Below are 21,101 nucleotides of genomic sequence, written 5' to 3'. Positions count from 1 at the left end.
AGCGAGCATAGATCCACATCATAGTAGGGCTACTAGTCACCATCAATTGAAAAAATTAAGCACCACTGAGGCTCTATATTTAAATGAGCCTTAGAACCTGTCTTGAAAGGAGTTAAGCAGCTAATTTAGTAAGCATAGAAGTAATCATATTAAATAAGATATTGTTTTTTGAAGTAAGAGGAGAATGCTCGTAATCCTTGCTCATGCGTCTAAAATTGGAAAGCCAAGCAAAGGTTCGTTCTACAATCCAACGTTTAGGAATAACCTGAAATCCTGTATCAACCAATTTCTTGGTAATCGTTAGCAAACATCCAGTTTCCAACAAACATCGATTTTGTAATTTACCTTTGTATCCTTGATCAGCAAAAAACTTACGTAATGTTGGAGCTTTGCATTTAGCTTGAATAAAAAGATTGGTAGCACCATCACGATCCTGAATGCTTGCGCTGTGTACCTCTGCAGTAATTACAAGACCTAGTGTATCTACAATAATATGGCGTTTTCTACCCTTTATTTTTTTACCGGCATCATATCCTCTTGATCCCCTTTTTGAGTCGTTTTCACTGATTGACTGTCAATTATACCTACTGAAGGTGTTTCATTTTTACCAACCATTTTTCTTACCTCTTTTACTAGCATGTCATGTATTTTTTTCAATTTTCCATTATTACGCCACCTGATAAAATAGTCATACACCGTTTTCCATGGGGGAAAATCCTTTGGTAGCATTCTCCACTGGCAACCACCCCTCATTATATACCTTATTGCATTAATAATTGTTCTGATGTTATGTTTTCTTGGTCGTCCTATCGCTCCTTGTGCAACATAGGGCTCTAAAATTTCCCATTCCTTGTCACTTATATCACTTGGATACAATTTACCCTCCTATTTTTTGCTTACCTCATCATACTCTTTTCTTTATTCCCTTTCAAGACAGGTTCTTAGTATATGCAATTATTTTAAACTTTATCACCAGCTATATACTACAATGTTGCTGAGCTTTGCTAACATTTACACTTGAAGCTTGGGGAGATTCTAACTCAGTGCTTTTTTCTTCCTGCAAAATAGAAAGCTTCAACAACTCCTTTAGAGTTGATTTTGCAAGTGTTGTATCATCTTTGTTTAAGATGTAGTCTAGCATGCCGTTTTTCTGTAAGAGATTAACAAAATATCTATCTCCCTCATTAAGAACCTCTATCTTGTTAATACAAGATAATACTAAATCCGAATTCTTTGTTGCTAAAATTCCATTCAAAAAGATATCTAATTTTGTTTTATCTTCAGTTAAGTCTTCAGCTAACCTATTTCTGATATTCTCATTGTCAAACACAATGTACTCGAGGTACGAGGAAGGCTCAATAAGTATAAAGTCCTCTAAAGGCACTAGTTCTGGATAGGTGCCAGCGTAATCAAGTATGCCACACTCAGTAATACACCCTCCTTTTCTTATAACACAGCAATTGAGACGACCATGATACATTGATAACAAAGAAAAAAGACGTATTATACTTGTACCTCTATCTTTCATTTCCTCGAAAAGCTTCCTATCATTTATTAATTTGTGCAAAATGTAATCCATAGCAGGACCTGATTTGCGGAAACGAAACATATTATTCTTTTCAAAAATGGCCTCAGCTAATTCGATAGACTTTTTATCCTCATCTATGAAAGCCTTTTCGTTTCTATTTAACTTTATGATCTCAGCTTTGCTATTGCTGCGTAGACTAGTTTGCCCTATTAACCTCTCAAATATTTCTGTATTCATATATATCTTATATTAATTAAAGTAAATATTAATGATATTTACTTTTTAAATAAAAATAAATGAAAATTTTAATAAATATTGTAGCTTTTTAATAGAATGAAAGTATCTGTTCAGATGCATGGCTAATGTACAAATATTGAAGCAAAGTGCGTGATACACAACTGTACGAACATTTGTTTGCAAAGGCAGTATGTTAAGTGTTATAGCCGATTTTGCCTCAAACACAAAGGTGTCATCCCAGTGCCCAGACACTGGGATCCAGAAAAATTGTAAACAAACGCACTATACAACATTTTCGATCAAAAGCTGGATCCCAGTGTCAAGCACTGGGATGACACCATTTATTGTAAGGACTTACCTCACATTTACTCTATGGTCTTGCCGCTATCCTGAACAGATACGAATGAAAGTCTTTTTATATTTGTCTGAGCATCAAAGAGGTTTGATTGGTGTGATACGTTTTCTATCGCGCCTGGCTGCAGTGCCCAGCGTCAAGATCTGATGAACAATGTTCGCTTGCCAGCTTTCGCTTCAATATTTGCACAATTGTGCTAGATCCCCTGCATAACCTGCTTTAAAATTTCCTCCTGCTGCTGAGTGTGAACACTAACATAACCACATGCAGGAGATGCAGCAGCAGGTCTTGCGATACACTTAGGTCTTTTTGCTTGAATATTGAGATTGGATAACACTTCCTCTATCAATGGGTTGACAAAAAACCATCCTCCCATATTTTTTGGTTCTTCTTGACACCATATAATTTCAGCGTTCTCGTATTTCTCAAGTTCACTGCTTAGTTTATCGGCCGGAAACGGATAGAATTGCTCCAAACGTATTACTGCTATATCGTTTATTTTTTGTGCTTCACATACTTCAATTATGTCGTAGTAAACTTTACCACTGCATATTACAACTTTACGTATTTTATCATTTAGAACCAAATCTGTTCTATATTCTGGGATTACCGTGAGGAATTTTCCTTCAAAGTCAGATAGGTTAGAAACTGCTCTTTTATGACGCAATAGTGATTTAGGTGTAAACACTACTAAAGGCTTGCGAAAGTCTCTGTGGATTTGCCTGCGTAAAGCATGAAAATAATTTGCTGGAGTAGAGCAATTAACAACTTGCATGTTATCTTCTGCGCAGAGTTGCAAAAATCTCTCTATACGCGCGGAGCTATGCTCAGGTCCCTGTCCTTCATAACCATGAGGCAGCAACAAAACTAGACCGCTTGATCGCAACCACTTTGTTTCTGCAGATGCAATAAACTGGTCGATCATAATTTGTGCACCATTTGCAAAATCACCAAATTGTCCTTCCCAGAGCACCAGTGAATATGGGGAATCAAGGCTATATCCATATTCAAAGCCCATTACAGCATACTCTGATAAAGCGCTATCTATGACCTCAAAGTGAGCTTGCTTTTCATTTATATTGTTTAGCGGAATAAACGCTTCTTCTGTTACCTGATCAACAAGCCTTGAATGACGGTGCGAGAAAGTTCCACGACCAGAGTCTTGTCCTGATAAACGCACTCCTATTCCTTCTGTGAGCAGTGATGCAAACGCAAGACTTTCGGCAGTTGCCCAGTCTATATTACTACCGGAATTTATGCTGTCTATTCTGCCATCAAGTATTTTTCTAACCTTATTGTTAATGTTAAAGCTACTTGGGATGTTGCTATTTATATGTACACCTAATTTTTTCAACTCATCTGGCGGAACACCAGAATCTGTATAGTATTCGCTCAAATCGTTCAACCTTGCCTTTCTTAATTTTGACCATACTCCACAAAACCAGTCAGCTTTTTTTGGAGTATAAGCCACTGATTCAGCAAGACTTTTATCCAATCTTGCCCTGAACTCACTGCGCAATTTATTTACCTCATCACCACTTAATACTTTCTCTGCGATCAACTTCTCTTCATACAGTGTTCCTGGAGTTTTATGCTTTGATATTACCTTATACATGAGTGGCTGAGTGAAATTCGGTTCATCACCTTCATTATGGCCATATTTGCGGTAACATATTATATCAATCACTACGTCCTTTTTAAATTTCTGCCTATATTCCATCGCCAGACTTGCAGCAAAACTCACAGCTTCCGGGTTATCTCCATTAACGTGAAACACTGGAGCTTCTATTGATTTTGCTACATCAGTGCAATAAAAAGAGGACCGCGCACAACACGGATTAGCAGTAAAACCAACTTGGTTATTAATGACAATGTGCACAATGCCATCCACCTTATAGCCTTCAATATTGCTTAAGGTTAGAGTTTCAGCAACCACTCCTTGACCGATGAAAGCCGCATCACCATGAATTGATATTCCAAGCACAGATCTTATATTCTGTTTTGCTCTTATTCTTCCAGCCAAAACCGGATTTACCGCTTCAAGGTGAGATGGATTAGGGCATAAACTTAAATGTATTTTCTTGCCACCGGCAAGTGTTCGATCAGAAGAATAACCAAGGTGATATTTAACATCACCGGACACCTCAAGACCACTTGGGTATGCAAGATTGCCTTGAAATTCAGATAGCATTGCCGCATATTCTTTGCCCATAACTTTGGTCAGAACATTGAGCCGTCCGCGGTGAGCCATACCAAGAACTATTTCCTCAATGCCAAAAACCGTAGAATCACTAATAATTTTTTCAATTGCAACGATAGCTGACTCTCCACCTTCGATAGAGAAACGCTTATACCCAGGAAATTTCATATGGAGAAATTGCTCGAACATCTCAGATTCGATCAAGTGCTTCAGTATTTCCTTTTTATCTTGTGAACTCAGCGTATAGGTTTGATTTTCGATCTTTTCCTGCAGCCACACTCTCTCCTCATAAGAGGAAATATGCATAAATTCAAAACCGATGTTCTTGCAGTAAATATCTCTATAGATTCCACCGTCACTTGCCGGATATAGATTCGAATATTTCTGATAATCTACTTCCTTATTCACATTGGGTGATAACGGATTAAGATCCGCAAAAAAATGACCGTAAGATCTGAAAAAATTTGCTAAACTAGAAACTGAATCATCCACCTTAGTTACATGTTGTGCACCGCAGGTCTCCGCTTTATTAACTTCTAAATTGCTTGAAAAAATTCTATACCAATCCTCCCCGATTGATTTATCACCCTGCAAATAACGGCTATACATTTCTTCCACAAATTCTGCATTATCACCATAAAGGCAGCTTAAACTCGACATAATTACTATATAAGATATCAAACACTTATAAGTATAACTTAAGTTTTTTAAAAAAGAACTCCTTTCGTTTCTAATTATTAAGTTGCACTTACAACTATTGTAATATGGCACAAATTACATAGCAAATAGTGTCATCCCAGTGCGTGAAGGTGGAATCTAGTTTCACTTTATTATGGTGTCATCCGAGTAGCCGACACTTGGATCCAGATTGCATACTGAGTTGGTGAGTATAAAAGTATAGCTTCTACGTCATACCGTGATTCATTCGCGGTATCTCATCAGCTAACACGTAGCGGGATGACGATTGTCGGTGAACCTAAGTTACTTTAGCCATAAATATTTAAGAAATTTACCAAACGAAAAAAAAGGTAAAAAAATCCCGTGGTGCTGGTTTTGACTCTCTAATACTGTAAATTGGTGCTGTAATAATGTGCTGACGCTTAGTTTAAGCGCGGTTTGGCTGAATGTAGAAAAAATTTAAAAGACATGCAGCCGCTATAATTTTATGTAATCCGCCAAAAAATGCCCTAAGTTTTTTACTGAATTTTGTCATTGAGCCTGCAGGTCAAAAACAAGTTTTGAGTCATAAATACCCTTAATGCCATAATAAGGGGGCTGGCAAAATGTGTCAAGTAAGTTTTGCATTTAATCCGTTTCTATGAGCCACTTGGATGACGAGGAAGGAGCACTTACATATTTATGGCAACCTCTTACCTCCGCTCAAAAAGTTTTTCAATATCACTGAGTTTCATTTCTATATAAGTTGGTCTTCCGTGGTTGCATTGCCCGGAATATGGGGTTTTTTCCATTTGTCTCAGCAGCTCATTCATTTCATCTAACCTCATTTTTCTACCCGCTCTAATTGATCCATGACAAGCGATAGTGGCCAATATTTTGTTCACTTTATCTTCTACTGGCAATGTATCTTCTATTTCCGTTAATCTATCGACTATATTAATTAGCATCTCTTTCACATCTATTGCTCCCAAAATTGCAGGGATTTCTTTTACTATCACTTTATTTTCTGATTTAATCTCAATATCAAAACCCATTTCAAATAACTTATCTTTATAAACTTCAATCATCTCCATTCCGTCTTGATTTTTGATTTCAACCGTTTCAGGAAGAAGTAGTTTTTGTCTTTTTACACTTGATTTTTGTTTTAAGCATTCATATACTAACCTTTCGTGGGCTGCATGCTGGTCGACTATAATCAATTTGTCTCTTACCTCGGCAATAATGTAAGTATTATAGACCTGACAGCGTGCAAACCCGAGCGGGTGGCTCTCTATCAAATCAACTTGCTCTAACACCTTTTTTTCTAGAACCATAGTCTCCGCTTGTGATGGTAATTTCTGTATGCCGGTATAATCAAACGATTTTGACTGTTCTGATAAGCTTTTTACTCTTTCATTTGGAGAAGCAAATTCTTTTATTAGTTGATTTTCAAAAGGACTTGGCCTTCTTTCATTTTGAACATTAGGTTTATCAAAAGGATCTGGCAATGTTGAATCCATTTTCTGGTCATGCGCTAGAAAGGTGCCTATCCTTCTTGACAATGCTTTAATTAATCCTCTTGTCACTATCTCATATATGAGCTTCTTATTCTGAAACCTTACTTCTGACTTATTTGGATGCACATTTACATCTACTTGATCATAAGGTATCTCTAAATGTAACGCTGCGAAAGGATACCTATCGCTTGGAATAAAATCATGATATGCATACCTAACTGCGCCAATAAGTAGATTATCTTTGATTGGCCTTCCATTAACAAACGTATAGATCTGAGTTGACTTACCACGATTGACGGTCGGTTTACAGATGTGTCCCGTAAGTTTAATGCCGTCTTCTTCTTCATTAATCTCCAGAGAACTGCCCTGAAATTCTTCTTCTACTTCACACAATCTATGAAATAACGAAGTCTGCTTAGCGTATTTTAAGAGCTTTTTATTACCTGAAGTGAGAGTAAACCCTATATGATAGTTAATCATTGCTAGGTTGTTTACAATATCAACAATGCTTTGAGTTTCTGCTCTTTCAGTTTTTAGAAATTTTAGTCTATTTGGAGTGGCAAAAAATAAATCTCGTACTTCAATATGTGTGCCTTGTGATAAAGAGTAAGGAGTTTGCTCCCCTATTTTCTCTCCACCCTCATAACTTATAGACCATGCTTCATTTGCTTCTCTTGCCTTAGACGATAATTTTATCCTACTTACTGCTGCTATTGAAGGCAGAGCTTCTCCTCTAAAGCCAAGATGCTTGATTTCTATCAACTCATTGTCGCTCAATTTTGAAGTAGCATGGCGCATAAACGCAAGTTCTAAATCGTTTTTTTCTACTCCGTTACCATCATCTGTCACAATAATAAGGTTACGCCCACCACTTTCTATTTTAATCTCTATTTCTAAACTTCCAGCATCTATTGCATTTTCCACTAATTCCTTTACTACACTTGCTGGCCTTTCTATCACCTCCCCCGCTGCTATACGGTTTATGGTTTTTGTGTCTAAAAGAATTATTGCCATAGATTTATTATGAAACTGGTTTTTCTTTTACTTCTTTGGTCTGTTTCTCTCTCCACTTTTTTAACCTACCTGCAATTTCACTGTTGGAAATTGACAATATAGATACGGCAGTAATGGCAGCATTATATGCTCCATTTTCTCCTATAGACATGGTTGCAACTGGAACACCCTTTGGCATTTGAACTATAGAGAGTAGACTGTCCAGCCCATTTAATTGTTTACTATGCACAGGAACGCCGATAACTGGTAAACAAGTTAGTGACGCAACCATACCAGGTAAATGAGCTGCACCTCCTGCACCAGCTATAATAACCTTAAAACCTTCTTCTTGTGCAGATTTAGCAAAATTGAAGAGCCTTTCTGGTGTTCTATGTGCAGATATTATGAATATATCATGTGAAACTTCTAATGCTTTTAACATATCAACAGTATGGACCATAGTGGTGTAATCTGACTCACTTCCCATAATAACAGCAACATCTTTTTTTATTTTTGTCATATTCAACACAATTTTACTTACTAACTAAATAATGTTCCAGCTAAAAAGCAACAAATATTTAAATTATATTATAAATATAATATATAGAATTCTCGTTAAAATAGAAATTTTAAAAATTTAAATAAATATTTATATTAAGATATAGAGATATAAACTTCTTATGTAAGATAAATTTATAAAATAATTATTTTTGTATTTCAAGCTTTGTAATCTTAGCTTGTTCTTTCTATAAATGGTTTTTTCAGATAGACTGATGGTAAAATGGTAATTTAAAATTACTAGAAATTTGATAAAAATATTAATATATAATCAACTTAAAGTTTTAAATATTGATATCATATAATTATTGACAAGTTACATGATATTAATATCTTGGTATATTAAATATTATGTTATAATATTTAATAAAGTTAATTGATATGTGAGTGTAAGAATTATGGAAATAATATCGTTAAATAACTTAGACAGTGCAGGAATAAAAACAAAGTTGCTTTATATAATAAATAAAATTATAGAAAAAAATGCTTGGACTCAGGCTTTTGCAGCTGAGAAACTTGGTATTGATCAGCCAAAGGTATCGCAAATTAAAAATGGTAAAATAGATGGTTTTTCTTTAGAGCGATTGTTAGGATTTCTAAAAAAACTTGATCATGAGATAACAATCACGATAACAGAAAGCCAAGAAATAAAATCTGAGGCAGAAAAAGTAAAACATGAAGTTGAATCGCAATAGATACAAAGTTGACAACTTGTTTTTTGTGATATAGTATAAAACTTATTAAGGTAGTATCTTATGGCTGAGTCTATTGTAGAAAAGTGTATAGAACGGGTAAGTAACCGTTTCAAATTGGTTCTGTTGGCAAGTCAAAGAACACATGATTTAAATACAGGGGCAAGTAATCCAATTCAAGCAGCTAAGTTTAAAGGTCATAAAAATACCATAGTTTCCTTACATGAAATAGCAGGAAAACAGGTGGATACTCATGAGCTGTTTAGCCTTTTGGTAGGTAGATGCAAGGAATACATGAAAGGAAATATGAATAATGTTTACAGCAGTAATACAAGTAAGCTAGCGAATTTATTAAATTTTTCTGATAACACAGATCTTGATGCAAGTCAAGAAAGCCAAGATTATGAAGTGGATGGTGAAATAGATGATGAAATAAATGATCAAGATGGCGATGAAGAAGTATCCGTTTAGAAATCTACTGAAGTTACATAGTCTTTAAATGATTTGCATTGCTATCTATACACTGTTGTTCTGTATGAGTGTAATGTTGTGTTGCATAGTGTCTAAGTCAAATGATGTGTACAATAAGGTTTTAGCGTTCAATAATTTCTCAACGCAAGTAGTTGTACTTATAACAGCAATATCAATCATTCTGAATAATTTTTTTTTAATTGATATAGCATTGTTGTATGCTAGCGCTAGCTTTATATCAACTATAGCACTAATGAGATTAATGTTGTTTTGATAATTTATGATAGGATCCATTTTCATATTTTTAGGTATTTGTTTGATAATTATTTCAAATATAGGGGTGATCAGATTTCCTGATTTCTATACTAGGTTACATGCAGCAGGTATTACAGATTCTAGCGGTGCAACGTTATTGTTAATTGGTTTTGCTTTGCAGAATGGATTTTCAATCAATACTGTTAAAATAGTATTATTAATTTTTATAATATGGGTAGCTAACTCAACTAATAGCTATATTTTAGCGCGCACTCATTATAAAGTTAAGAAAAAAACTGTTAAAGAAGGCTAAGGTGTTAGAAATATTAAATGTAGTGTTACTTTTGTTGTTACTAACAGTTACGGTTTTTATAGTTTTCTCGCGACATTTAGTCGTAAGTGCTGTTCTAATGTGTGTATTTAGTTCACTGATTGCGCTTATATACTTAATTATGAATGCACCTGATGTTGCAATTACTGAAGCTTCTGTTGGTGCGGGGCTCAGTACAGTTTTTACGTTTGCAGCACTCTCCTTGATAAAGAATCATAAAGTAAATCTATCTCATAACCCTATAACGCTTTTTTTTATGTTATTTCTGGCTGTATGTTTGTCATATTTTATGATTCAATTGCCAGATTTTGGCAGCCACAATGCTCCGATCCACTTGCATGTTGCTCCTTATTATGTGGAAAATACCGAAAAAGCTACCGGTATTCCTAATATAGTGACAGCTATTTTGGCAAGCTTTCGTGGTTATGACACGTTTGGAGAAACTATAGTAGTTTTTACTGCTGCGCTTTGTATAACGTTGATATTAAAAGAAGAAAAAGAAAATGATTAAAGATCCGATATTAAATGCAGTAACATTTTTGATGATACCTTTTATCATTTTATTTGGTTTATACATACAATTTCACGGTGATTACACTCCGGGTGGAGGTTTTCAAGCAGGAATAATTATTGCCTCCGGGATAATATTATATTCAATGCTATTTGGTGTATCTACAACTCTAAAAGCAATACCTTATTCTGTGATTAGATTGACTAACGTGTTAGGTATTTTAATTTATGGAGGAACGGGCGTTGCAACAACTTTACTTGGCCAAAATTTTTTATCTTATGATATCTTGTTAACCAATAATAGAACCGGTCAAAAATTAGGTATTTTTTTGGTGGAATTAGGTGTAGCATTTACTGTCTGCTCCTCTATGTTAATTATATATATAAATTTTGCTTGTAGGAAAAAACAATGACTTTATATAATTATACGATTATTATTGTATTAATGGTGCTAGGTTTATATATTATTATAAACGATAAAAATTTAATCAAGAAAATGATAGGGGTAAGCGTCTTCCAAGCATCTGTTTTGTTATTTTACATATCTCTAGGATATATAAAAAGTTCCTTGCCTCCTATATTGGTTTCAAATTTTTATTCATATAGCAATCCTATACCCCATGTTTTAATGCTTACTGCTATAGTGGTTGGAATTGCAACATTTTCAGTTGGATTATCCATAGCAGTAAAAATGGAAGAAAAGTATGGAACAATTGATCAAGACAAGTGTACATAAATTAACAGTATCTTAAACTATATGAAGTAACAAATAGCCACAATAAAAGTAAAATTATAGACTTGCTCGTTGTAAGTTTGTTTGTTAATAAGAAATAAAATTATAAACTATAAAGGTAATGATGTCAACTATTCATGATGCAGAAGATAAGAAAAAAATTATCAAAGATCTGGTAACTAAGAGTATAAAAAAGGGTGGTTTTATCACCTTTGATGATATAAATGATAAATTATCAGATGAAAATTTTTCGTCTGACTTTATAGATGATGCTATATCTTTATTGCAGGATTCCGGAATTAATGTGCTTGAAAGTAGCGAAGATGAAGAAGATATTCCTTCCAACAGTGATGATAGTAAACTTGATGATGATGACACATCGCCAAATGTTACTGCAACTTTAGTACAAAATGATGATCCAGTGAGGATTTATTTACAAGACATGAGCTCCGTAAAGCTTTTATCAAGGGCAGATGAAATCGAGATAGCAAAAAAAATTGAATCTGAAAAGCATAACATGTTACGTGCAATAATTGAAACATCAGTAACATTAAAGGTGATAAAAGTATGGCGTGATGATTTAAGTAATGGAGCTCTCTTACTGAGAGAAATTATAGATCTGGATGCAATTTATAACTCTGATTTTAATGTGGTACCCAAAGAAGAAAGTGAAGAGAGTGAAGAAAGTGCTGAAGATGTTGAGGATTCTGAGGATGTTTCTGAAGATGCTGAGTACTGTAGTGATGATGAGAAAGATAGTAAAAAAAGCGATGATGAGAAAGACGGTAATAATGAAGATATAACTTCAGTCAATTTAAATGTTTCTATTCTTGAAATGGAAAGTGACTTATTGCCAAAGGTCATAGTTGCATTGGATGAGGTAATTACTTTAACAAATGAAGCGTTGATATTAAGAAAAAATTCTAAAAATTTCTCTAATGAGCTAGAAAATTTGTATAATCAAATATGGTCTATAGCATTACAAATTAAGTTAAATGATGCTGCTGTTGCCAGAATTACACAAGAACTTTATAAGATAAATAGATCCGTCATGCTTGAAGAGGCTAATCTTATTGCTGAGGCTAGAAAATACGATATCGATAGAGAAAGTTTCTATAAAGTTTATGATGACGTGCTTTTAAAGCACGAATTGAAAAAGATAAGTCTTTTAAAGATCAATGAAAATCAGTCCTCTTTTACAGGTGAATTAAAAAACAAATTTTTAAGGTTTATAGACGATAACTCTGAACATATAGCTAGTACCTTGAACGGTATTAAGCAGCATATACAGGAAGATAACGTACAAGAATTTAAGGAGCTAATCAAGAGAATACAAAAACACGAACGAGAAGTCTCTGAAGCAAAGCAAGAAATGATTAAGGCTAACTTAAGGCTAGTAGTTTCCATTGCTAAGAAGTATTCAAAAAGAGGCCTTGATCTGCTTGATTTGATACAAGAAGGCAATATTGGTCTTATGAAGGCCGTGGATAAGTTTGATTACAAACGTGGATATAAATTTTCAACTTATGGCACTTGGTGGGTAAGACAATCAATCACTAGAGCAATACCTGAGCAGTCTAAAGTAGTTAGAATACCAGTTCATATGGTGGAAATTATCAGTAAAATCAACAGAGCATTAAGAAAGATGACTCATGAGATGGGAAGAGAGCCGACGTTAGAGGAATTGAGTGTAGAACTGACAATGCCACTGGAAAGAATACGCAAAGTTATGAAAATAGCAAGGGATCCAGTAAGTCTTGAAGCTCCAACAGGAAAAGATGATAGTAGTACCTTTGGTGATTGTATAGAAGACAAGCGAGTCTCCAGGCCAGAGGATGCTGCAATACTTGCTGACTTGCGTGGCATTACAACCAATGTTCTTGCAACTTTAACACCAAAGGAAGAAAGAATTTTAAGAATGCGTTTTGGCCTTGGTAAAGATGGGAAGGAACATACCTTAGAAGAAGTAGGAAAAATTTTTAATGTAACACGTGAGAGAATTAGGCAAATAGAGGCAAAAGCACTGCGCAAGTTGAAACATCCAAGCCGCGCTAGAAAACTTAGAGGGTTCTTTTAAGTATACGTGTCAAGTTAAGAAGAAGCTAATTTTGCCCGGAAAAAATGGAGAGAAAGTTAGGCCAAAGTTGTATAATTTCACCGCTATTTTTCTTTTTTTATGAATCTAGTGAAACAACATGCTAATCTACGGTAAATATTATGACAAACAAAAATGACAATTCTAATTCACAGTATAGAAATTTTTATGTTCTGGGTGATAGTTTATCCGATAATGGCGCAATCATTGGAATTTTAAATAACTTATCCTTTGCAAAAAGCATAAAGTTTGATGACCCTTTTTATCAAGGAGGATCTTTTAGCAATGGCCCTACTGCTGTTGAATATATAGCAAAATATTTAGATTTAGACGAATTTAAACCTGGGTGGAGTTATTCATTTTTTGGTAGATGTCACGAACAGCAAGGTCAAAACTATGCAGTTTCATGTGCAACAGCGTCTGAAATTTTTGACCCTATTTTTTCTTATTTCTTCAATAAATTTCGTTTAGCTAACCAGCTAGATGCGGTAATTAAACATCATCCAGATATAGGTAAAGAAGATTTATTTTGCATCATAATCGGCGGAAATGATGTTATGGTTGCCACTGCTTATGACAATACTAAAGCGGAAGAAGTGTTGGAACAAGCAGTGAGTGAAATATGTAATGCACTTAAGGTTCTAAATGAACATGGTGTTAAGCATGTAGTTGTTGCAAATGCACCTGAAGTTGGCTCAATACCAGCTTTTAATAGAGATGAAGAAGCAAGGGAACTAGCTACAAAGCTCACGGAGAGTTTCAATGCAAAATTGGCTAAAGGCTTAGATTATATGAAGAAAAGTACAAATCTTGAAATAAAAGCATTTGATCTTAACTCTAAAATGAAAAGTATGCTTAGCGAATACAAGAGCAAAGGTTTAAATTGTCAAGATGCATGCACATCGAACATTGCAGACCAAGTTGGGAGATTTAAAGAAAATATAAAAATACTCTTAAAGTTGATATTTAAAGGGGAACTTGACGTTCACTATAACCCTGGGTGTAGCAAAGAAACACTAAAGGATTATTTCTTTTTTGATTATTTCCATCCAACTGCGGAACTTCATCATGAAGTTGGTAATGAAGTGTATGAGTTGATTTGACACAGTTTTTTTGAACATATCCTTTTAAATAGTAACCAGACTGCATTCTGTGATTTTTAGCAAAACACGATCTTTCATTTGAGCTTTCTTCAATTTAAAATAAATACAGAAAATTGCTGCCTATAGCTAAACTGACTTAGATTTACCGACAATTTGAAAAACCGTCATCCCGCTACTATATAGTTATTGATATATATTTTCTTTTAAGCTCTTGGTTTTGATCGATAAATGTAATCATTTCATCTTCTAAAGTTTTAATTTGATTACGTAAAATTGCAAGAAGTTCCTCTATTTGTTTGATTATAGATGTATCAGTTACCTGTTGGATTTGGGTTTTTTGTATTTTTGCTATTTCTACAAGTTGGTTTCTACGAGATAATTTTTGTTTCAAGCAATCAATATTACCATTACTAACTGTTAAAGGAGTAACACGCATATCTGTATTATTAATATAACGTGAGATGATACTGCAGTCTATTTTATCAGTTTTTGTAGTAATACCAAGGCTTTTAGCATAGTCTCTCCCACCTTGGTTGAATGACGTACACCTCAAAACCATTGCTTAGTAAAGTATAGGCACATAATTTTTCGTATCCACCAGTTGCCTCAAGACCAATTTTGGTTACATTATGCAAACGTAAAAAGTCCAGCATTTCATCAATGGATTGTACATTGTTTTCAAATATTTTATAATGCTCAAGTGGGTGAATGTGGAGATCTAATTTACTTTTGCTAATATCAATGCCAGCAATAATGTTTGATGAATTCATAATTCCTCCGTAATAATAACATATACTGCATTTTCCAGCCTTATATACGAGCCTAAAAGCTCAATCAGTTGTTCGGAACTTTCAGTATAATAAACCAGAGAAGAGAACCTTGCTGAACAACGATTCTTATAATCAAGGGGCGTGACGGTTCCTCTTCTCTGTGTGTCTTTAATATCACTACTTTGATATTTATAAAGACTTGTTCTTAACATATAAGGGAAGTGTCCTCTAGGTAAGATTGTGGAGTATTCGTTGTAGCATTTGGCTGTTCAATTACGCTAGTTGATTCTTTAGGTATACTATTTCCTTCAAAATTTCCATCTTTTTATTATGTTCTCTTTAGCATTTTGAGAGTGAATTATTCTAGTTTTGATATTTAAACGTTTTGTATCTGCTGTAATGATTTCACTTCCAATTTGCTATTCTTTACATATTGAATTGCAAGCACTAACGCTTTACTCCCAGAAGCTGTGGTACTGTAAGCTATATTTTGCAAAATAGCAGTTCTCCTGATATCTTTGCTATCTGAGACTGATTTCACACCTTTTGAAGTATTGATCACTAGATTTATTTTTCCATCTTTGAGCATATCAACTATGTGGGGTCTGCCTTCTCTCACTTTATTTACAGTTTGTGCAGCAATGCCATTATTATTCAGATAAGAAGCTGTACCTTTGGTTGCATATATTTCAAAACTCAGTTCTTTCAACATTCGTACAACAGGCAATATATACTCTTTATCATCATCTTTTACTGAAACCAGAGCTGCTCCTTCTGTTGGTAACTTGTATCCCGCAGCCATATGCACTTTTGCAAGTGCAGCTTCGAAAGATGAGTCAATTCCCATCACTTCTCCTGTTGATTTCATTTCAGGACCAAGTAGAATATCAATTCCCGAAAAGTGCGTGAATGGAAAAACAGCAGCTTTAACTGCAAAATGATTGAAAGGCTCGTTTTCCTGATTCAATTTTTTACCCAAAATAACTTGAGTGGCAAGTTTTGCAATAGGGATGTTAATTACTTTGGAAATAAAAGGAACTGTGCGACTAGCCCTTAGATTCACTTCAAGTATGTATACATCACTAGACCTCTTGCATAACTCGATTTCTGAAGGCAATTTTGTCGTCAAAGCTTGTCTGCGCTCCTCAAATACATTCGAGTATTCTGTGGTGCTCATCTGCACTTTTTCTAAAAATTTCTCATCACAAACAGGTTCTGCAAGAGGTCTATTCTCTTGAACAGCAAACTGAATGTTTATCAGACCTTTCACTTCTAGTGCAAGAGCTATTCTTTCAGTTTGTAGCTTAATCTCTTTTATTACTTCGTCACTCAATGTATTTGTCGGTATTGAGCATGTTGAATCACCAGAGTGGATACCAGCTTCTTCAATATGCTCCATGACCGCTGCAATGAAAACTTTTTCCCCATCACATACAGCATCAACGTCAACCTCAACTGCATTGACTAAAAATTTATCAAGAAGCAGCGAACCATGCTCAAAGATTTTAGTTTGATCCAAGACGTACTCTTTAAAGCTCTGAGTATCGTGTCTAATCGACATAGATTGACCGCCGAGGACATATGATGGCCTGACTACTAGTGGAAACCCCACCTTTTCTGCGTTGGTTAACGCTTCTTCTACTGAATGGCAGATAGAACTTTCAGGTTGTTTTAAATTAAGTTGCAAAGCAAGATTTTTAAATCTCATGCGATCTTCTGCAAGGTCAATAGAATCAAACGAAGTTCCCAGAATTTTGAAACCTCTCTCGTTAAGCACTTTGGCTAACTTTAAAGGTGTTTGACCGCCTATTTGAACTATTACACCAACCAGTGTGCCATTTTCTTGCTCTTTACTTAGTATTTCAAGCACATCCTCTGCAATGAGTGGTGCAAAATATAAACGATCAGCGGTATCGTAGTCAGTTGAGACAGTTTCGGGATTACAGTTGATCATTATTGTTTCATACCCCATTTCTTTGGAGGCAGAAGCTGCATGTACGCATGCATAATCAAATTCAATACCTTGACCAATGCGATTTGGACCACTTCCTAAAATGACAACCTTTTCTCGGTCAGAAATATTCGCCTCACATTCCATTTTATTTTCAACATCACCCTCATAGCAGCCATACATATAAGCAGTGCTTGATTCAAATTCAGCTGCACAGGTGTCTACGCGTTTATAAACTTGTTTAATGCCAAATTTTTTTCTTATTTCTTCGATTTGTTTTACTCGATCTCCAGCGTGTAACGCTGGCTGGATCCCAGTGTCACGCACTGGGATGACATTAGAGGGTACTGGAATGACAGAGGTAGGTCTATTACTTAACTTTGCTAATCTTGCATCTGAAAATCCCATTTTTTTCAGCTCTAACATTTCGTACGCAGTTCCAGGAAATCCATTTTCCTTGATTTTTTGTTCAGTTAATATAATTTGCTGTATATTTTGCAGAAACCATAAGTCATATCCTGTAATCGAATTTATTTCTTCTATGCTAATTCCGTGGCGCATTGCGTCAGCAGCAATCAGTAATCTGTTTGGTAGCAATTTTGCTAATTGAGATTTTACGTGATCAATATCAATGTTCTCAGGAAACACTTCATCAAGTCCTGTAAGATCAGTTTCAAGTGAACGAAAAGCTTTCTGTAGTGACTCATTAAAAGTGCGGCCTATAGACATTACTTCTCCCACTGATTTCATGGAGGTTGATAGTTCACAATTCGTTCCTTTAAATTTCTCAAACTCAAATCGAGGAATTTTAGTGACGATATAATCAATCACTGGTTCGAATGCTGCTGGTATTATTGGAGCACAGTCGTTACGTATTTCGTCGAGCGAATAGCCAATAGCAAGTTTAGTTACAACTTTTGCAATAGGATAGCCTGTTGCTTTCGAAGCAAGTGCAGAAGAGCGAGAAACCCTTGGATTCATCTCAATCACAACGAGGCTTCCATCTTCTTTAGGATTCACTGCAAATTGAACATTTGCACCACCGGCACTAACATCAATTTCTCTCAGCACTGCTATAGATGCATTTCTCATCTGTTGGTATTCTACGTCACGCAGAGTCAAAGCAGGAGCAACAGTTATGCTATCCCCAGTGTGCACTCCCATCGGATCAACATTTTCTATCGAACAGACTATTATGCAGTTATCTTTACAATCGCGGATAACTTCCATTTCATATTCTTTCCAGCCGATAATTGATTCATCTATCTGAACTTCATTTATTGGCGAAATTTTGAGAGCACTTTCTGCGATATTGAAAAACTCCTCTTTATTATATGCTATGCCACTACCTGCGCCACCAAGAGTGAATGATGAACGGATGATTGCTGGTAATCCAACGTAGTCCAAAGCCTTTTTTATTTGTTCTTGATTTTTTATAATGATACTTTTGGGGTATTTCAGTCCTATTCTATCCATGGACTGACGGAATAACTCTCTATCCTCTGCTTTTTTTATTGCTTCTCTATTTACCCCTATTAATTCTACATTGTATTTGTCTAACACTCCATCATCTGCAAGTTTTATTGCGCAATTGAGTGCTGTTTGCCCGCCCATTGTTGGCAATATTGCGTCTGGCCTCTCCTTAATTATAATTTTCTCTATGATTTCAGGCAGTACCGGCTCAATATAAGTTGCATCAGAGAATTCAGGATCTGTCATTATAGTTGCGGGGTTGGAGTTAACCAAAATGACTTTATAACCTTCACTTTTTAATACTTTACAGCTTTGCGTTCCAGAATAATCAAACTCGCATGCCTGACCTATAACTATTGGGCCTGCTCCTATTACTAATATAGATTCTATATCTGTGCGTTTCGGCATAATTACAATAACGGTCTCTATTCAAGTAATGTTACCAATCTTTCCTGTATATGTGAATTTTTATTAAACCTTTTAGCTAATAACTTGTATCTTCAAGGAGTAGGGCATTGTAGCTAAAATGTCTTGCAGGGAAGGTGAAGCCGATAAATTACTTATGCCAAAAAGGCTGACAAAAAGATTTTGCTCCCTTCCCATATAGAGTTAAAAGACAGAACAGTATCTTTGGAATTATATCCCGTATCACAAGGTTAGTCTAACTCTCAACTTTATTTATAGTTTTGGAGGCTGGTTTATGCAAGCAAATGTTATTTTAGGTGTAGATATTGCTAAAAAAAAATTTGATGTTTGTTTATTGATAGGCAGTAAAGAGCGACATAAAGTTTTTCGCAATAACAAGGAAGGTTTTGAAAAGCTTGTAGCTTGGTGTAATAATCACGGAGCAGTCCTTATTCATCTCTGCCTAGAAGCGACTGGTTGTTACAGTGAAGATATAATTATTTTTATGTATGACCTTGGACATAATGTAAGTGTGGTAAACCCTGCTCAAATCAAGGCTTTTGGCAAAAGTGAGCTACTCAGAAACAAAACAGATAAGTCAGATGCTGCCATGATTGCTAGGTTTTGTATTGCTAATAAACCTAATCTTTGGAAACCTGCTCCTACTGAAATCAAGCGTTTAAGAGATCTCTATCGTTGTTTGCAAGCACTTAAAGACGACAAGTTACAACAGATGAATCGCTTGGAAAATAAAAATATGGATTACCGTTGTAAGCAAGCCATACTTGAAGTAGTTGCTACAATAGAAACAGAAATTTCTGCTATAGAAAAAGAGATTTGTGAGCATGTTAATAACCATTCACACCTAAAAAATATGATAGAAAACATCAAGACTGTAAAAGGTATAGGACATCTTACTGCTGTTGCTATCGTTGCAGAAATGCCATCTGTTGATAATTTTGATAATGCTAGACAATTTACAGCCTTTGCCGGTCTAAATCCTGAATATTACCAATCAGGTTCATCTGTCAGTAAAAAAAGTAGAATATGTAAAATAGGATCCGAGCGTATCCGCAAGGCTCTTTATATGCCAGCTATAGTAGTCAAAAACCGTAATCCTCACTTTCAAAAATTTTGCCAGCGTTTAGCAAATAAAAGAAAATGTTCAATGGTTATAATTGTTGCGTTAATGAGAAAACTAATGCATATATTTTTTGGTATTCTTAAAAAGAATCAACCATTCAATGGTGATTTGGTAAAATAATGTTAACAGTTATACTCAACACTTTTGAGCACTTAGTATAGAGCACCATGCCTAAAGTGTTGGTACTATAGTAGATTACATTGTATCATTTTACTTTGACTTTAAACAAAACTGCCTGGTGAATAGCTAGTGTAACTGTGTATAAGTACGCCTACACAAACTCAAAGTACTTATACACAGTTACATTGATGTATAGAAGGCTAAATTAAGTTTTTTGTTGTTTTTTATCCTTTTTAGCTAAATAATTTATTGACAGTAAAGACAGTATCTTTTTGTTTGAGTAGCTAAAAAATCCTGTATTTTGTCTGGATCTTCTTCACTTATCATCTTATATGCCCTTGCGAGGTTCATTAATTCACTTCTATTTTTTTTATTGCTTACTTCAGTAATAGTAAAAAATTGATCAAAATGGTCTAAGAGGTCTTTATTTTTTATTGAAGACACAATATCGTCAATTTCTTTCACATATAATGCAAGTTTGTGTGCTTTACTACGATCTTCAAAACAAAGATTAACAAGCACGTTGTGAAACCTATCTTTCGTAGTACTTCTCACTTCTGCTAATAAGGACTTAATATTTTCTTGGCAATGCACTCTCTTTACCGATTCAGCCGGTTCAACCATACCAAAAACATTCTTTACCAAAGATTTTTCTTCACAACTAAATATGAACATGTAATAACCCATCGATAAAGTGAAGAGCAAGAACATAGCCGGAAGTAAAAACGGAGCTAATACATTTTGTGACGCAGGGAAAATAAACCAGGTAACAGCTGCTATTGACACAGTTACAAATAATCCTGATAAACATAATTGTGCTTTTCTTCTATAATTCTGATCAATAACTGTACTTACACCAATAGAAGCTATATCAATCATTACTCACACCTCATTAAACATTAATACTAACTGAATGATAGCATTATTGTGATGAAAATGCAATATTATGAATATTTTAATACAATTTATATTGACAGTTACAATTCTGAATGTTTTATTGCAG

The 21,101-nt window shown here is 34.9% G+C and carries 18 protein-coding genes and 1 pseudogene; 11 read left to right on the top strand and 8 right to left on the bottom strand.

The window, feature by feature from the left end:
* Positions 1-112: 112 nt before the first annotated feature.
* Both OPR49_RS01895 and OPR49_RS01890 read right to left on the bottom strand, forming a co-directional pair.
* A protein-coding gene (locus OPR49_RS01895) for an IS5 family transposase (protein WP_156518237.1) occupies positions 113-876 on the bottom strand; the annotation gives its coding sequence in 2 pieces (ribosomal slippage) (positions 113-522 and positions 522-876; 765 coding nt in all).
* A gap of 100 nt (positions 877-976) precedes the next feature.
* Positions 977-1,765: a GTPase Era family protein gene (locus OPR49_RS01890; RefSeq protein ID WP_265027295.1), complete on the bottom strand. Its 789-nt coding sequence runs from the start codon at positions 1,763-1,765 to the stop codon at positions 977-979.
* A gap of 190 nt (positions 1,766-1,955) precedes the next feature.
* Here OPR49_RS01890 and OPR49_RS01885 point away from each other — a divergent pair, with 190 nt between their 5' ends.
* Positions 1,956-2,267, top strand: coding sequence for a hypothetical protein (locus OPR49_RS01885; protein WP_265027294.1), 312 nt, complete (start codon positions 1,956-1,958; stop codon positions 2,265-2,267).
* A gap of 49 nt (positions 2,268-2,316) precedes the next feature.
* On the opposite strand, the gene OPR49_RS01880 is transcribed toward OPR49_RS01885, so the two are convergent.
* The 3 genes from OPR49_RS01880 to purE all read right to left on the bottom strand — a co-directional run bounded on the left by OPR49_RS01880 (position 2,317) and on the right by purE (position 8,007).
* Positions 2,317-4,980 carry a 2-oxoglutarate dehydrogenase E1 component gene (locus tag OPR49_RS01880; protein WP_265027293.1) on the bottom strand — a complete coding sequence of 888 codons (2,664 nt, stop codon included), beginning with the start codon at positions 4,978-4,980 and terminating at the stop codon, positions 2,317-2,319.
* 710 nt (positions 4,981-5,690) lie between these two features.
* Positions 5,691-7,508 carry a DNA mismatch repair endonuclease MutL gene (gene mutL, locus OPR49_RS01875; protein WP_265027292.1) on the bottom strand — a complete coding sequence of 606 codons (1,818 nt, stop codon included), beginning with the start codon at positions 7,506-7,508 and terminating at the stop codon, positions 5,691-5,693.
* Between the two features lie 7 nt (positions 7,509-7,515).
* Positions 7,516-8,007 (bottom strand): 5-(carboxyamino)imidazole ribonucleotide mutase, encoded by a 492-nt coding sequence (gene purE, locus OPR49_RS01870; protein ID WP_006280351.1) that lies wholly within the window; start codon positions 8,005-8,007, stop codon positions 7,516-7,518.
* 436 nt (positions 8,008-8,443) lie between these two features.
* Between purE and OPR49_RS01865 the strand changes: the two genes are divergently transcribed.
* The 9 genes from OPR49_RS01865 (at position 8,444) to OPR49_RS01825 (ending at position 14,235) form a co-directional block, all read left to right on the top strand.
* Entirely contained in the window at positions 8,444-8,740 is a 297-nt protein-coding gene (locus OPR49_RS01865) for a helix-turn-helix domain-containing protein (RefSeq protein ID WP_265027291.1), read from the top strand.
* Positions 8,741-8,800: 60 nt separating this feature from the next.
* A complete protein-coding gene (gene rpoZ / locus OPR49_RS01860; protein WP_007548528.1) occupies positions 8,801-9,208 on the top strand; it encodes a DNA-directed RNA polymerase subunit omega in 408 nt (135 codons plus the stop codon).
* A gap of 28 nt (positions 9,209-9,236) precedes the next feature.
* Positions 9,237-9,482 carry a monovalent cation/H+ antiporter complex subunit F gene (locus tag OPR49_RS01855; RefSeq protein WP_320157606.1) on the top strand — a complete coding sequence of 82 codons (246 nt, stop codon included), beginning with the start codon at positions 9,237-9,239 and terminating at the stop codon, positions 9,480-9,482.
* 6 nt (positions 9,483-9,488) lie between these two features.
* Positions 9,489-9,776, top strand: a complete 288-nt coding sequence (gene mnhG / locus OPR49_RS01850) for a monovalent cation/H(+) antiporter subunit G (RefSeq protein ID WP_006279703.1) — start codon at positions 9,489-9,491, stop codon at positions 9,774-9,776.
* Between the two features lies 1 nt (position 9,777).
* Positions 9,778-10,305, top strand: coding sequence for a DUF4040 domain-containing protein (locus OPR49_RS01845; protein ID WP_015589497.1), 528 nt, complete (start codon positions 9,778-9,780; stop codon positions 10,303-10,305).
* Positions 10,298-10,717 carry a Na(+)/H(+) antiporter subunit B gene (locus OPR49_RS01840; RefSeq protein WP_265027290.1) on the top strand — a complete coding sequence of 140 codons (420 nt, stop codon included), beginning with the start codon at positions 10,298-10,300 and terminating at the stop codon, positions 10,715-10,717. Before OPR49_RS01845 ends, OPR49_RS01840 begins: the two co-directional genes overlap by 8 nt.
* Positions 10,714-11,040 carry a cation:proton antiporter subunit C gene (locus OPR49_RS01835; RefSeq protein WP_253307288.1) on the top strand — a complete coding sequence of 109 codons (327 nt, stop codon included), beginning with the start codon at positions 10,714-10,716 and terminating at the stop codon, positions 11,038-11,040. Before OPR49_RS01840 ends, OPR49_RS01835 begins: the two co-directional genes overlap by 4 nt.
* A 121-nt stretch (positions 11,041-11,161) precedes the next feature.
* Complete coding sequence (gene rpoD, locus OPR49_RS01830; RefSeq protein WP_265027289.1) at positions 11,162-13,114, top strand: RNA polymerase sigma factor RpoD; 1,953 nt, start codon at positions 11,162-11,164, stop codon at positions 13,112-13,114.
* A 140-nt stretch (positions 13,115-13,254) separates the two neighbouring features.
* On the top strand, positions 13,255-14,235 hold the full coding sequence (locus OPR49_RS01825; protein WP_265027288.1) for an SGNH/GDSL hydrolase family protein: 981 nt from the start codon (positions 13,255-13,257) through the stop codon (positions 14,233-14,235).
* 181 nt (positions 14,236-14,416) lie between these two features.
* Here the strand turns inward: OPR49_RS01825 and OPR49_RS07755 are convergent.
* Both OPR49_RS07755 and carB read right to left on the bottom strand, forming a co-directional pair.
* Positions 14,417-15,005: pseudogene (locus tag OPR49_RS07755) on the bottom strand (IS110 family transposase); the annotation flags it as partial.
* A gap of 376 nt (positions 15,006-15,381) precedes the next feature.
* Positions 15,382-18,837: a carbamoyl-phosphate synthase large subunit gene (gene carB / locus OPR49_RS01810; RefSeq protein WP_265027286.1), complete on the bottom strand. Its 3,456-nt coding sequence runs from the start codon at positions 18,835-18,837 to the stop codon at positions 15,382-15,384.
* A 292-nt stretch (positions 18,838-19,129) separates the two neighbouring features.
* On the opposite strand from carB, the gene OPR49_RS01805 reads away from it, so the two are divergent.
* Complete coding sequence (locus OPR49_RS01805) at positions 19,130-20,098, top strand: transposase (protein WP_265026710.1); 969 nt, start codon at positions 19,130-19,132, stop codon at positions 20,096-20,098.
* A gap of 246 nt (positions 20,099-20,344) precedes the next feature.
* On the opposite strand, the gene OPR49_RS01800 is transcribed toward OPR49_RS01805, so the two are convergent.
* Positions 20,345-20,977 (bottom strand): hypothetical protein, encoded by a 633-nt coding sequence (locus tag OPR49_RS01800; protein WP_265027285.1) that lies wholly within the window; start codon positions 20,975-20,977, stop codon positions 20,345-20,347.
* Positions 20,978-21,101 lie beyond the last annotated feature (124 nt).

The sequence above is a fragment of the Wolbachia endosymbiont (group A) of Bombylius major genome (assembly GCF_947251895.1).
In the GTDB taxonomy this organism is placed as follows: domain Bacteria; phylum Pseudomonadota; class Alphaproteobacteria; order Rickettsiales; family Anaplasmataceae; genus Wolbachia; species Wolbachia pipientis.
Note: the sequence above shows the minus strand (reverse complement) of the source record. Positions and strands in the feature narration are given on the sequence as shown.

Excerpts from the sequence above, each read along its gene's own strand:
- OPR49_RS01840 (WP_265027290.1), top strand. The coding sequence starts at position 10,298 with ATGATTAAAGATCCGATATTAAATGCAGTAACATTTTTGATGATACCT.
- OPR49_RS01835 (WP_253307288.1), top strand. The coding sequence starts at position 10,714 with ATGACTTTATATAATTATACGATTATTATTGTATTAATGGTGCTAGGT.
- mnhG (WP_006279703.1), top strand. The coding sequence starts at position 9,489 with ATGATAGGATCCATTTTCATATTTTTAGGTATTTGTTTGATAATTATT.
- carB (WP_265027286.1), bottom strand. The coding sequence starts at position 18,837 with ATGCCGAAACGCACAGATATAGAATCTATATTAGTAATAGGAGCAGGC.
- OPR49_RS01865 (WP_265027291.1), top strand. The coding sequence starts at position 8,444 with ATGGAAATAATATCGTTAAATAACTTAGACAGTGCAGGAATAAAAACA.
- purE (WP_006280351.1), bottom strand. The coding sequence starts at position 8,007 with ATGACAAAAATAAAAAAAGATGTTGCTGTTATTATGGGAAGTGAGTCA.
- OPR49_RS01800 (WP_265027285.1), bottom strand. The coding sequence starts at position 20,977 with ATGATTGATATAGCTTCTATTGGTGTAAGTACAGTTATTGATCAGAAT.
- rpoZ (WP_007548528.1), top strand. The coding sequence starts at position 8,801 with ATGGCTGAGTCTATTGTAGAAAAGTGTATAGAACGGGTAAGTAACCGT.
- OPR49_RS01890 (WP_265027295.1), bottom strand. The coding sequence starts at position 1,765 with ATGAATACAGAAATATTTGAGAGGTTAATAGGGCAAACTAGTCTACGC.
- OPR49_RS01885 (WP_265027294.1), top strand. The coding sequence starts at position 1,956 with ATGTTAAGTGTTATAGCCGATTTTGCCTCAAACACAAAGGTGTCATCC.
- mutL (WP_265027292.1), bottom strand. The coding sequence starts at position 7,508 with ATGGCAATAATTCTTTTAGACACAAAAACCATAAACCGTATAGCAGCG.
- OPR49_RS01880 (WP_265027293.1), bottom strand. The coding sequence starts at position 4,980 with ATGTCGAGTTTAAGCTGCCTTTATGGTGATAATGCAGAATTTGTGGAA.
- OPR49_RS01855 (WP_320157606.1), top strand. The coding sequence starts at position 9,237 with ATGATTTGCATTGCTATCTATACACTGTTGTTCTGTATGAGTGTAATG.
- OPR49_RS01805 (WP_265026710.1), top strand. The coding sequence starts at position 19,130 with ATGCAAGCAAATGTTATTTTAGGTGTAGATATTGCTAAAAAAAAATTT.
- OPR49_RS01825 (WP_265027288.1), top strand. The coding sequence starts at position 13,255 with ATGACAAACAAAAATGACAATTCTAATTCACAGTATAGAAATTTTTAT.
- rpoD (WP_265027289.1), top strand. The coding sequence starts at position 11,162 with ATGTCAACTATTCATGATGCAGAAGATAAGAAAAAAATTATCAAAGAT.